General features: G+C 43.2%; 12 protein-coding genes. 1 reads left to right on the plus strand and 11 read right to left on the minus strand.

The window, feature by feature from the left end:
- Positions 1-125 precede the first annotated feature (125 nt).
- From fdx to prlC, 11 genes are all read right to left on the minus strand, one after another.
- Positions 126-464 carry an ISC system 2Fe-2S type ferredoxin gene (gene fdx / locus SJY38_RS12860; RefSeq protein ID WP_004585776.1) on the minus strand — a complete coding sequence of 113 codons (339 nt, stop codon included), beginning with the start codon at positions 462-464 and terminating at the stop codon, positions 126-128.
- Positions 465-474: 10 nt separating this feature from the next.
- A complete protein-coding gene (gene hscA, locus SJY38_RS12865; RefSeq protein ID WP_377109932.1) occupies positions 475-2,337 on the minus strand; it encodes a Fe-S protein assembly chaperone HscA in 1,863 nt (620 codons plus the stop codon).
- Positions 2,338-2,378: 41 nt separating this feature from the next.
- Positions 2,379-2,906, minus strand: coding sequence for a co-chaperone HscB (gene hscB, locus SJY38_RS12870; RefSeq protein ID WP_377109933.1), 528 nt, complete (start codon positions 2,904-2,906; stop codon positions 2,379-2,381).
- A gap of 96 nt (positions 2,907-3,002) precedes the next feature.
- Positions 3,003-3,326 carry an iron-sulfur cluster assembly protein IscA gene (iscA, locus tag SJY38_RS12875; RefSeq protein ID WP_004585773.1) on the minus strand — a complete coding sequence of 108 codons (324 nt, stop codon included), beginning with the start codon at positions 3,324-3,326 and terminating at the stop codon, positions 3,003-3,005.
- 9 nt (positions 3,327-3,335) lie between these two features.
- Positions 3,336-3,719, minus strand: coding sequence for a Fe-S cluster assembly scaffold IscU (gene iscU, locus SJY38_RS12880; RefSeq protein WP_004585772.1), 384 nt, complete (start codon positions 3,717-3,719; stop codon positions 3,336-3,338).
- Positions 3,720-3,761: 42 nt separating this feature from the next.
- Positions 3,762-4,979, minus strand: a complete 1,218-nt coding sequence (locus SJY38_RS12885) for an IscS subfamily cysteine desulfurase (RefSeq protein WP_004585771.1) — start codon at positions 4,977-4,979, stop codon at positions 3,762-3,764.
- Positions 4,980-5,004: 25 nt separating this feature from the next.
- Positions 5,005-5,496: a Fe-S cluster assembly transcriptional regulator IscR gene (gene iscR / locus SJY38_RS12890; protein WP_004585770.1), complete on the minus strand. Its 492-nt coding sequence runs from the start codon at positions 5,494-5,496 to the stop codon at positions 5,005-5,007.
- A 220-nt stretch (positions 5,497-5,716) separates the two neighbouring features.
- On the minus strand, positions 5,717-6,445 hold the full coding sequence (trmJ, locus tag SJY38_RS12895) for a tRNA (cytosine(32)/uridine(32)-2'-O)-methyltransferase TrmJ (RefSeq protein WP_248443219.1): 729 nt from the start codon (positions 6,443-6,445) through the stop codon (positions 5,717-5,719).
- Between the two features lie 99 nt (positions 6,446-6,544).
- Positions 6,545-7,300: a class I SAM-dependent methyltransferase gene (locus SJY38_RS12900; RefSeq protein WP_004585768.1), complete on the minus strand. Its 756-nt coding sequence runs from the start codon at positions 7,298-7,300 to the stop codon at positions 6,545-6,547.
- Between the two features lie 50 nt (positions 7,301-7,350).
- Positions 7,351-8,532 (minus strand): PleD family two-component system response regulator, encoded by a 1,182-nt coding sequence (locus tag SJY38_RS12905; RefSeq protein ID WP_377109934.1) that lies wholly within the window; start codon positions 8,530-8,532, stop codon positions 7,351-7,353.
- 132 nt (positions 8,533-8,664) lie between these two features.
- On the minus strand, positions 8,665-10,716 hold the full coding sequence (gene prlC, locus SJY38_RS12910) for an oligopeptidase A (RefSeq protein ID WP_377109935.1): 2,052 nt from the start codon (positions 10,714-10,716) through the stop codon (positions 8,665-8,667).
- 226 nt (positions 10,717-10,942) lie between these two features.
- On the opposite strand from prlC, the gene gorA reads away from it, so the two are divergent.
- Positions 10,943-12,304: a glutathione-disulfide reductase gene (gorA, locus tag SJY38_RS12915; protein WP_055254577.1), complete on the plus strand. Its 1,362-nt coding sequence runs from the start codon at positions 10,943-10,945 to the stop codon at positions 12,302-12,304.
- Positions 12,305-12,425: the final 121 nt, after the last annotated feature.

A 12,425-nucleotide genomic window follows, 5' to 3' on the forward strand; every position in this document is an offset into this window, starting at 1 on the left:
TATGATTACGTGGTCATTCATTTAAAAACGCGACGTAAAGTCGCTGCTACGTGCTTATACAATCTCTTAAACAAAAAAGCCGCTGTAAAAACAGCGGCTTTTAAAAAATTCTCGTTAATTAAAAACTAGTGCTCTTCATTAACGATATTGAGATTGTACTTAGGTATTTCAACCACTAAGTCTTCATCTCTAATAACTGCTTGGCATCCTAAGCGAGATTCTGACTCTAAGCCCCATGCTTTATCTAACATGTCGTCTTCGAGCTCATCGCTTTCATCTAGTGAGTCAAAGCCTTCGCGGATCACTAAATGGCATGTAGTACATGCACACGATTTTTCACATGCGTGTGGAATGCTAATGCCGTTTTTAAGGGCCACATCAAGGACTGTTTCGCCCGCAGGCGCTTCAAGTGCTGCACCGTCAGGACATAATTCCGGATGGGGAAGAAAAATAATTTGTGGCATTCTAACCTCTTTAAACGTTGTCTACTGACTGCCCTGTAAGGGCCTTTTTAATTGATGCATCCATTCTGCGCGAGGCAAAATCGCTGCTAGCGTTATCTACTTTTTCAATTGCAGCTTTAATATCACCTGGTTGCTGCGCGGTTTCGCGCACTTTAGCAAGCTCGCTTATTTCAGCTTTTAAATTAGCAAGTTGAATATCGTCGAGCAAGTCACCGTCGCTAGCAAGTGACGCCTCTAGTGCTTCTATAACACGTAGCGCTTCTACTTGTTGCTCTTTAAGCATACGTGCTTGCATGTCGTCTTTAGCGTTGCTCATTGACTCTTTAAGCATGTTAGCTACTTGGTCATCAGATAAGCCAAACGATGGTTTGACTTGGATTTCAGCTTGCACACCAGTTGATTTTTCCATTGCTGATACACTTAACAAGCCATCGGCATCCACTTTAAAGGTAACACGAATATGTGCAGCGCCTGCTGCCATAGCCGGTATGCCTTTTAAGCTAAATTTAGCCAGCGAGCGGCAATCGTCAACCAGTTCGCGCTCACCTTGTAGCACATGTAAAGACATTGCCGTTTGGCCGTCTTTAAAGGTAGTAAATTCTTGCGCACGAGCAACAGGAATAGTGGTATTACGCGGAATTATTTTTTCAACTAACCCACCCATCGTTTCAAGGCCAAGCGACAGTGGCAATACATCAAGTAATAGCATGTCAGAATCGGGCTTGTTACCTACTAATACATCAGCTTGTAATGCAGCACCTAGTGCAACAACACGATCCGGATCGATTGATGTTAGCGGCTCTTTTTCAAAAAAGCCTTCAACTTGGCTGCGAACCAGTGGCATGCGAGTTGAACCGCCTACCATTACAACTTGCAGCACTTCTTCGTTTTCGATGCCGGCATCTTTTACTGCACGACGACACGAACGAAGTGTTTTTTTAACAAGTGGCATAGCCAGCTCGTCAAAGGTTTCGCGTGTCACTTCTACGGTGTGTTTTTGCTCGTCAAATTCAAGCACTACATTTACTTTTGCGTACTGGCTTAGCGCTTCTTTACACGCTTTTGCTTTATTAATAAATAAGCGAAGCACAGAAGGCGATAATGCCGAAATACCGGTTTGTTGCTTAAAGTAATCGACTAATAATGAATCGAAATCATCGCCACCTAAGCTTGAATCACCGCCAGTGGCCATTACTTCAAACACACCTTGGTGTAAGCGAAGTATTGAAATATCAAAGGTGCCGCCGCCTAAATCGTAAACAGCAATGATGCCTTCTTGGCCCGAGTCTAACCCGTAAGCGACTGCCGCAGCGGTTGGCTCGTTTAATAAACGTAATACGTTAATGCCAGCAAGCTCGGCTGCATCTTTAGTGCTTTGGCGCTGTGCGTCATCAAAGTACGCAGGCACGGTAATTACTGCACCTAAAATGTCTTGATTACCAAAGCTTTGCTCTGCACGCGCTTTTAGAGCCGCTAAAATATGGCTAGAGGCTTTAACAGGGCTGATTTTTCCGGCATCGGTTTGAATGGCAAGCGAGCCGTTATCTTCACAAAACTGGTACGGTAATTGGCCGTAGCTTTGCTCTATTTCAGCTTGGGTTTTACCTAAAAAACGCTTAACTGAAATAAGGGTATTGGCTGGGTCTTGTGTTGCAGCTTGTGCAGCATCGGTGCCTACCGTGATGCCGCCAGCTTGGTAACGCACAACCGATGGCAACATGGCTGCACCAAGGTCATCTGTTAATGTGCGGGCTTCGCCACTTTGTACCGTTGCAACCAATGAATTAGTGGTACCTAGATCAATACCTATTGCTAATTTGTGTTCATGTGGTGCCGCGCTCTGCCCCGGCTCAGCAATTTGCAATAATGCCATAATGCTCTTTAAACTCGTGTTGCTCGCTTTACAGCAAGTAATTAATCGTCAAATAAACTGTCTTCAATGCGCTCAAGTTCGTCTTCTAATTTATATACAAACTTTAATTTGCGAATGTTGTCAGCAGCTTGTTGATATTGCGCCTCGTCGTTACTTGCAAGTTGCTCGGCAAGTTCATTACTGTATTGGACTTTTAATTGCTTTATTTGTGATTCAAAATTGGCGATAGCGGCCTCAGGATTACTTGCTGAAGCGAGCTCTTCTAGCTCTTCACGCAGTTCCATTTGCTGCATTAAGAACATTGGATCTTGCAGTGTTTGTTGCTCAGCTCGAATATCAACACCTAGTTCGCTGAGCATATATTCAGCTCGTTTTACTGGGTGTTTTAGCGTTTGTAGCGCATCGTTAATTTCAGCGGTACTTTGTACGGCCATTAACTTATCACGGCTGCTCGCATTAGCGTGGCGATCGGGATGCACTGCGCGCTGCAGCTCTAGGTAATGCTTATTTATTGTTGCCAAGTCAATGTTGTAATCAACTGGTATTGCAAATAACTCAAAGTAACGCATAGCTTCAACCAATAAAATTTAGAAATACAAATTTCACAAATAACAAAGCCCTACAATTACTGGCAGGGCTTAAAAATACTACAAAGGTAGCTGAGCTTAAACAGTAAAGCTTTCGCCACAACCACACTCGTCGGCTTGGTTAGGGTTATTAAATTTAAACCCTTCATTTAAGCCTTCTTTGGTGTAGTCAAGCTCAGTGCCGTCAATGTAAACCAAGCTTTTAGCGTCAACAATTAAAGTAACGCCTTTAGCTTTAAAGGTTTCATCGTCTTCGTTAAGCTCATCAACAAACTCGAGTACATAAGCAAGACCTGAACAGCCCGTCGTTTTAATGCCAACGCGCAGGCCTAAACCTTTACCGCGGTTTGCTAAAAATGATTGTACGCGGTTTGCTGCCGCATCTGTCAATGTCACTGCCATGAATTTCTCTTACTTCGCTTGTTTGCTTTTGTAATCAGCAATTGCTGCTTGAATTGCATCTTCAGCTAAAATTGAACAGTGAATTTTCACTGGTGGTAATTCAAGCTCTGCACTGATATCAGTGTTTTTAATAGTTGATGCTTCGTCTAGTGTTTTGCCTTTCACCCACTCTGTTACAAGCGATGATGAAGCAATTGCACTGCCGCAACCGTATGTTTTAAATTTTGCATCTTCAATAACGCCTTCAGACGATACTTTAATTTGCAATTTCATTACGTCACCACATGCTGGTGCGCCAACCATACCCGTTGCCACTGACGGATCATTTTTGTCTAAAACACCAACATTACGTGGGTTTTCTACGTGGTCGATTACTTTATCACTATAAGCCATAATTCTATCCTCATTACCTGCTACGGTAGGTGCTCACTCGTATTAGTGGTGAGCCCATTCAACTGAATCTAAATCAACACCTTCTTGATGCATTTCCCATAAAGGAGACATCTCGCGTAGGCGACCGATAGAGTTTTTCATTAATTCAACGGTGTAATCAATTTCTTCTTCGGTAGTAAAACGGCCAATACTAAAACGAATTGAGCTGTGTGCTAGTTCGTCATTACGGCCAAGTGCGCGTAGTACATATGAAGGCTCTAAGCTTGCTGATGTACACGCAGACCCTGATGATACCGCTATGTCTTTTACTGCCATAAGTAACGACTCACCTTCAACAAAGTTAAAGCTGATGTTTACAATACCTGGTACTGATTGGTCTTGTGCGCCGTTAAAGTATACTTCGTCCATATCAGCCATAATGCCGTCAATTAGGCGTTTACGTAATGCGCTGATGTGTGCGTGATCTTTTTCAAAATCTTGCTTAGCAATTCTAAATGCTGCACCCATACCTACTAGCTGATGAGTTGCAAGTGTACCTGAACGCATACCACGTTCATGGCCGCCACCGTGCATTTGCGCTTCTAGGCGAGCGCGTGGTTTACGACGAACGTAAAGTGCGCCAACACCTTTAGGGCCATATACTTTGTGGCCTGAGAACGACATAAAATCAACTTTAAGCTGTTGTACGTCGATTAATACTTTACCTGCGCTTTGTGCTGCATCTACGTGGAACATAATTTTACGTTCGCGACACATTTCACCAATAGTATTGATATCTTGAATTACACCTAGCTCGTTATTAACGTGCATAATGCTGACAAGAATAGTGTCGTCACGCATAGTTTCTTCAAGCTTTTTAAGATCTAACAGGCCGTTTTCTTCAACGTCCATGTAGGTTACTTCAAAGCCTTGGCGCTCAAGTTCACGACACGTGTCGATTACTGCTTTGTGCTCAGTTTTAGCGGTAATAACATGCTTACCTTTCTTTTTGTAAAACTGCGCTGCACCTTTAATTGCAAGGTTATTTGATTCTGTTGCGCCCGATGTGAAAACAATTTCACGCGGGTCGGCATTAATTAAATCGGCAATGTCTGTACGCGCTTGGTCAACTACTTCTTCAGCTTGCCAACCAAAACGGTGCGAACGTGACGCAGGATTACCAAAATTACCGTCCATTGTCAGGCATTGCATCATTTCTTTTGCAACACGCTCGTCAACAGGCGTGGTCGCTGCGTAATCTAAATAAATCGGTAACTTCATTTCTCTCTCCGCTGCAGGTCAACTTTTATAGTTGACAGCTTACTTGAATGTTTTCCAACTGCTTAATTGCATTATTGATGCTGTTATCTTGGCGAGATGCGATTTCTTTCACATCTGATTTTTCCACCAATTCAGCTAAGGTAATATTATTTAAAAACTCTTCGATACGTGCGCTTAAATCAGACCATAGGTTGTGAGTTAAACAACGCATACCGCTTTGACACCCGGTATCGGCACCTTGGCAACGTGTTGCATCTACCGATTCGTCTACGGCGCTAATTACATCGCCAACAGAGATAACCGCGGCTTCTCGGCCTAGCAAATAACCGCCGCCAGGACCACGAACCGAGCTCACTAAGCCATTTTTACGTAAACGGGCAAATAATTGCTCAAGGTAAGACAAAGAAATTTCTTGTCTTTGTGAAATATCAGCAAGGGCAACAGGACCTACACTCGCATGTAGTGCAACATCCAGCATAGCTGTTACGGCATATCTGCCTTTTGATGTTAACTTCATAACGCCCCCCGCACAAAAGAGTGCAAATTTTAATTACCAGAGTAAAATAGTCAAGTATTATCACTTGATAAAAATTTGATTAAAGAACACTGTTCTATTAACAAATTTTTAATACCTGACCTTTTTGGTCAAGTATTAGGTGTATTGTAATTACTTGAGTGTTTTAGTCAAGTATTAGCTCGTTATTTACCCGCAGGTTTTTATAACCAATCGCTATACCTTACTTAGGAATAGATTTATTAATTGAGGTAAGAATGCCGCGCAGTATGTTTAGCTCAGCCTCTTCAGGGCGTGCACGGTTAAACAAACGGCGTAGCTTGGTCATTACTAAACCTGGATGCTGCTTAATAATAAAACCGGTGTTATCGAGCGTTTCTTCTAAATGCTCGTAAAATAACTCTGTTTGTTTTGAGCTTGGGTAAGCAGTCTCATCGTCTGCTTGCTCAACCTTTGGTTGCTGATTTAAAAACGCCATACGCGTTTCGTAGCTTAGCGTTTGCACCGCCATAGCTAAATTAAGCGAGCTGTACTGTGGATTTGCAGGAATACATACATGGTAATTACACAGCTGTAGTTCTTCGTTAGTTAAACCGCTGTTTTCACGGCCAAATACAAGCGCTACAGGGCCGTTTACAGCCTCAGCAACTAGCTTTTCACCGCACTCACGTGGCTCAACCATAGGCCAAGACAGCGTGCGTGAACGAGCACTCGTACCAATAGTTAATGCACAATCGGCAATGGCATCAGCCACGGTATCAACAATAACCGCATTACCTAAAACATCGGTTGCACCGGCTGCTAAGGCGCTTGCATGGCTGTCTACTTCACAAGCAGGGTCCACTAAATACAGTTTTGATAAACCCATGGTTTTCATGGCGCGAGCCGCCGAACCAATGTTGCCAGAGTGTGAGGTATTAACTAAAACGATGCGAATATCATCTAAGATCATTGCTGTGCTACTTTACTATGCCAAAAAATTGTGCGAATTCTAACATAAAAGCGCGCTAAGATCCTAGATCCTTAAAGCCGATCAACACGCTAAATACCGTTAAACCATGGCCGCTTTTACATACACATCAAAACGGTTCTTTTTTGTTTTAATTTGCATGCTGGGGGTTTGGTTGTTTAAAAATGGGGCGTAATCGGGGCGTTTAACTACCACACGCTTACTGGCAAGTGGGTAGGCGAATTCAAGTAAGTCATCGGCGTCGGTATCTGCGCCTACTAATGCCTGAAATACGCGCATTTCTTTTTTAACTAACGCTGATTTTTCTCGGTGTGGAAACATAGGATCTAAATACACTACATCGGGCATGCTCTCGCACTGCTCTAACAACGTGTGGCTTGAGCCAAACACTAAGCTCATATTTTGCTGCATCCACGAACCAATCTCTGCATCTTCGTAAGCGCGTTTTAAGCCATCAAATAATAAAGCTGCTACCACAGGGTGGCGCTCATGCAGTATAACCTTACAGCCAAGTGACGCTAGCACAAAGCCATCTCGGCCAAGCCCGGCGGTGGCATCAAGTACAACAGGGGTTGCGCCTTTATTTAACCCTACCGCTTTTGCGATTGATTGGCCTTTGCCGCCGCCAAACTTACGCCTGTGAGCAACTGCACCTGTTACAAAGTCTACGTTTATTGCGCCAAGTTTAGGCTCGTCGCTTTTTAAAAGGCTAAGGCCTTTATCGTCGTAATGCAGAGTAAAACCGCTACAACTTTGCGCCCATTGGGCTAAGTTAAAACGCGTTTCTAGCTCATTTAAATATGGGCGACACTCTTTAAAAGCACACTGAATAACCACTACACACTCCGACGAAAAATTTCAGCTGCAGTATAACAAGCGTTAAAGCACTAAAATAGCTCTATATCGCTTTGATGCGCAAGACTATGTGAGCTGGCCTCCTCTACTTTAGAGCGTAAGTTGCACAATAATTCGTTGCGGCTCTCGGTCACTTGTTTAAGCTGGTACTTTATAAACGCTAAATCACTATTTGCGGTTACTAGCAGCTGCATAGTTTCGTCTAATTGCGACATGTATAAAGTTAAATCAGCAGGATTGGCGTGTGCTTGCGTTTGCTTAATTGCACAGTTGAGTTCATGAAGCTGCTCTATAAACTGCCTTGTGTAGTCGTTTTGTACAACATTTTGGCTGGTAAGCTGCTTTACTATATCTTGCAAAGCAGTGCTAATTTGGGTGGCTTGTTCAAAGCTATTTTCGTTTCTTTCCATAGCAACGACCTTTTCGTTTGTCACTTCGAGTATGTGCGGGAATAAGTCTTTATAACGGCCGTATAAAGCACGATTATCAGCCGGCATATTTTTAATTAATAAAGATATTTTGGGGTAGTTAATAATGGTGCTGCTACCAATATCAACAAACCGATTGGCATTACGGTGCTGCTCTAAAAGCTCCTGCTCAAGCGGACATACACCACTTTCTAAACTATAAAAATAGCTCCCCCCTTGATACCAAAACACAATAACCACGTCTAAATTAAACGGGCTAAAAAAGGCAAGCAAGTGCTCGCTTAATGACTGAAAGTTATGAGAGTGATAGCTTTGCCCCACAAACCTAACAATACGCCCCATATCCCCAGACTCCGCCAAGGCCATTGCGGCGGTATCTTGCGCTTTAGCTACATCAAATTTTAGCCTTTCACATTGCTGCCGGTACTCATAAAGCACTTTAATGCGTGCCATTAGCTCTTCGGTGTTGAAGGGTTTTATGATGTAGTCAGATGCGCCTACGCTGTAGCCTTTTACTCTATCGTTAAGCTCCACCTTAGAGGACAAAAACATAACGGGTATATCGTGTGTTGACTCATCTTCTTTTAGTGCTTGGCATACTTGGTAACCGGATTTACCGGGCATTTCTATATCAAGTAAAATTATGTCGGGCGTGTGCTTTTTGGCTAGCTTAAGTCCTTGTTCGCCATCTTTAGCGTGAATAAGCTTACAAAAGCCCGCTAAAGCCTCTTCAATAATTCGATGAACATATAAATCGTCATCAATCGTTAGTACCAACTTTGCCATGCCCTAGTCCATTTTGCTGCGTATACACAAAGCATAGTACGGGAGGTTAAAATTACTAAAAACAATTGGCCAATATATTAAAAAACATAAAAAAAAGCGCCATGTAGGCGCTTTATAAGGTTAAGTAGTTGTTTATGCAGCTATACCACTGTGACGCAGTAGCGCATCAACATTTGGCTCGCGACCTCGGAACTTTTTAAATAACTCCATAGGTTCTTCACTGCCGCCTTTTTCTAAAATATTTTCTAAGAAGGCTTTACCTGTTTCGGCGTTAAAAATACCGTCTTCTTCAAATTTAGAAAATGCATCGGCAGAGAGTACCTCAGCCCATTTGTACGAGTAGTAACCGGCGCTGTAGCCACCTGCAAAAATATGACTAAAGCCATGTTGAAAACGATTAAACTCAGGCGGGTTGACCACCGACGTGCGGCTACGCACGTCGTTTAAAATCGCTTGAATTTGGCACTCTTGGTTTGCCTGGTAGTCGTGGTGGATTCTAAAATCGAACAACGAAAACTCAATCTGACGCAGCATTTGCATGCCAGAATTATAGTTTTTAGCAGCCAGTAGCTTATCAAGTAGCTCTTTTGGTAATGGCTCACCACTTTCAAAGTGGCCTGAAATAAAGCTCAGCGCTTCTTCATCGTAACACCAGTTTTCTAAAAATTGGCTTGGTAGCTCTACGGCATCCCATGCAACGCCGTTAATACCAGCAACAGGAGCAGCATCAACTTGGGTAAGCATGTGGTGTATACCATGGCCAAATTCGTGGAAAAGCGTGGTTACTTCGTCATGTGTAAATAGCGCCGGTTTGTCGCCTACCGCTTTATTAAAGTTACACACTAAGTATGCCACGGGTGTTTGTAATTCGCCGCTGGCGCGCACTTTACGCCCCATACAGTCATCCATCCACGCGCCGCCACGTTTGCGCTCGCGTGCATATAAATCAAGATAAAAACGACCACGCAATGTGTTACTGCTATCAAAAATTTCAAAAAAGCGAACATCGCTGTGGTAGCTATCAAAGTCGCTTACTTCTTTTACCTTAATACCAAAAAGGCGGTTAACGGTTTCAAATAAACCGCTAAGTACTTTATCTGCGGGGAAATAAGGGCGCAGCACTTCATCTGAAATTGCGTATTTTTCTTGCTTGAGCTTTTCGCTGTAGTAACCAAAATCCCATGCTTGAAGCTCAGCAATACCATGGTGTTGCTCAGCATAGGCTTTTAGCTCTGCCACTTCTTGCTCTGCTTGAGGCTTAGACTTAGCGGCTAAATCTTCTAAAAAGGAGAAAACTTGCGCTGGCGACTCGGCCATTTTAGTTGCTAATGATTTTTCAGCGTAGTTATTAAACCCTAATAGCTGCGATAGCTCATGGCGTAGTGCAAGCTCTTCTTTCATAATGGCTGAGTTATCAAACTCACCCGCATTAGGGCCTTGATCTGAAGCGCGCGTACAAAATGCCGTGTAGGTTTCTTTGCGCAGCTCGCGGTCATCTGCATAGGTCATTACCGGTAAGTAAGACGGAAAATCAAGCGTAAATACCCAGCCGTCTAAACCTTTGCTTTTAGCTGTTTCGCTAGCAAGCGCTAATGCCGACTCTGGCAAGCCTGCCAATTGGCTTTCATCGGTAATGTGTTTATGCCATGCAAGCGTTGCATCCATTACGTTGTTGCCAAATTTAGAGGCAAGTTCAGATAAACGCGTGCTAATTTCGCCGTAGCGCTTTTGATCTTCTGCTGATAATGCAATGCCTGAAAGTTTAAAATCACGTAGGGCGTTGGTGATGGTTTTTTGCTGCGCAGTGCTGAGTGTTTTAAATTCATCGCTGTTATAAAGCGCATTATACGCTTCGTACAAGCCTTGATGCTGCCCGACAAATGTTGAGTACTCAGATATAAGTGGTAAACATTGCTCGTAGGCTTCACGCAGCTCGTCGTTATTCATGACTGAATTAAGGTGCGATACCGGTGAAAACATACGCGAGAGTTTATCGTCGGCTTCTTCAAGGGGTAATACTAAATCGTTCCATGTAAACGAGCCTTTCGCTAACACGTCATCTATGGCTTTACGACATTGCTCTATACCGTGCTTTAGTGCCGGTACTACGTACTCTGGCTTTATTTTTGAAAACGGGGGTAAGCCTTCTAGGCCAATGAGTGGATTTGTTTGTGCTTCGCTCATGAATTTTCTCAATTTAATTGACTATGAATTTGAAGTTGGGGCAAAACGGTGAAATACAAGCCTCCATTAATGGGTCTAATATAGCTTAGGATGAAACTGATCGGCATAATAAACAATTTCGTTTGTTGTATTTATCAGCTTTTTAGCGCGCCGCGCTGGGTGACTTGCACTTAGCATATGCTATCATCGGCACATTATAGTTAAATATATTTTTTGAGGATAAAACATGGCTCAGCATTTTGATTACATTGCGATTGGTGGTGGTAGTGGCGGTATTGCCTCTGCTAACCGTGCGGCAATGCGTGGCGCTAAAGTAGCGCTTATCGAAGCAAAACACATGGGCGGCACCTGTGTTAATGTAGGCTGTGTGCCTAAAAAAGTAATGTGGCATGGCGCACAAGTTGCTGAAGCAATTAACTTATATGCACCTGATTACGGCTTTAACGTAGAAGTAAAAGACTTTAACTGGAGCAAACTCGTTGAGAGCCGCGAAGCGTACATTGGTCGCATTCACAAAGGATACGACAACGGTTTAGCGAACAATGGCGTAACCGTAATTAATGGTTTTGCTAAATTTGTTGATAGCAAAACCGTAGAAGTAAACGGCGAGCATTACACGGCTGATCATATTTTGATTGCAGTAGGTGGACGTCCGCATACTCCTAATATTCCAGGTGCTGAGTACGGTATAGACTCAAATGGCTTTTTTGAATTAACAGAGCAGCCAAAGCGAGTAGCGGTAATTGGCGCAGGCTACATTGCTGTAGAACTTGCCGGTGTACTGCATGGTTTAGGCACAGAAACTCATTTATTTGTACGCAGACACGCGCCGCTTCGTAATTTTGATACGCTACTGGTTGAAACCCTGGTAGAGATCATGAAAAAAGAAGGCCCAACACTGCATACCGAATGCTCGCCTAAAGAAATTGTTAAAGAAAGCGATGGTAGCTTAACCATTCATTTTGAAAATGGTTACAGCCAAAACGTTGACCAAGTAATTTGGGCTATTGGCCGCGAGCCAAGCACCGATGTAATTAACATTGCAGCAGCAGGGGTTGAACTAAATAGCTCTGGTTATGTAAAAGTAGATGAATATCAAAATACAAACGTACCTGGTATTTATGCTGTGGGCGATATTATTGAGCACGGTATAGAACTTACGCCTGTCGCTGTTAAAGCCGGCCGTACCCTATCAGAGCGTTTATTTAATAAAGACCTACCTGATGATTTAAAAATGGATTACAGCCTTGTACCTACCGTGGTATTTAGCCACCCACCTATTGGTACTATTGGTGAAACCGAGCAAGAAGCCATTGCTCGCCACGGCGAAGAAAATGTAAAAGTGTACAAATCGGGCTTTGCCGCTATGTACACAGCCGTTACACAACACCGCCAACCGTGTGCAATGAAGCTTGTATGCGTAGGCCCTGAAGAAAAAGTAGTTGGCTTACACGGCATTGGTTTTGCCGTTGATGAAATGATTCAAGGCTTTGCTGTTGCTATGAAAATGGGCGCAACTAAAGCTGATTTTGATGCCGTTGTTGCTCTGCACCCTACAGGCTCAGAAGAGTTTGTGACGATGCGCTAAGCAAATTCTGCTTATAACGTTAAAAGCCCTTACTATGTTTTAGTAAGGGTTTTTTTATGCTTAACGCATTTAACCCTATACAGCACAACTAATTAACTCAACTTATTACAAAAAACACATC

This window comes from Pseudoalteromonas sp. R86517 (assembly GCF_042466295.1).
Classification (GTDB): Bacteria; Pseudomonadota; Gammaproteobacteria; order Enterobacterales; family Alteromonadaceae; genus Pseudoalteromonas; species Pseudoalteromonas atlantica.

Bases quoted from the DNA above. Each gene is read 5' to 3' on its own strand.
- fdx (WP_004585776.1), bottom strand. From the start codon at position 464: ATGCCACAAATTATTTTTCTTCCCCATCCGGAATTATGTCCTGACGGT.
- hscA (WP_377109932.1), bottom strand. From the start codon at position 2,337: ATGGCATTATTGCAAATTGCTGAGCCGGGGCAGAGCGCGGCACCACAT.
- hscB (WP_377109933.1), bottom strand. From the start codon at position 2,906: ATGCGTTACTTTGAGTTATTTGCAATACCAGTTGATTACAACATTGAC.
- iscA (WP_004585773.1), bottom strand. From the start codon at position 3,326: ATGGCAGTGACATTGACAGATGCGGCAGCAAACCGCGTACAATCATTT.
- iscU (WP_004585772.1), bottom strand. From the start codon at position 3,719: ATGGCTTATAGTGATAAAGTAATCGACCACGTAGAAAACCCACGTAAT.
- SJY38_RS12885 (WP_004585771.1), bottom strand. From the start codon at position 4,979: ATGAAGTTACCGATTTATTTAGATTACGCAGCGACCACGCCTGTTGAC.
- iscR (WP_004585770.1), bottom strand. From the start codon at position 5,496: ATGAAGTTAACATCAAAAGGCAGATATGCCGTAACAGCTATGCTGGAT.
- trmJ (WP_248443219.1), bottom strand. From the start codon at position 6,445: ATGATCTTAGATGATATTCGCATCGTTTTAGTTAATACCTCACACTCT.
- SJY38_RS12905 (WP_377109934.1), bottom strand. From the start codon at position 8,532: ATGGCAAAGTTGGTACTAACGATTGATGACGATTTATATGTTCATCGA.
- prlC (WP_377109935.1), bottom strand. From the start codon at position 10,716: ATGAGCGAAGCACAAACAAATCCACTCATTGGCCTAGAAGGCTTACCC.
- gorA (WP_055254577.1), top strand. From the start codon at position 10,943: ATGGCTCAGCATTTTGATTACATTGCGATTGGTGGTGGTAGTGGCGGT.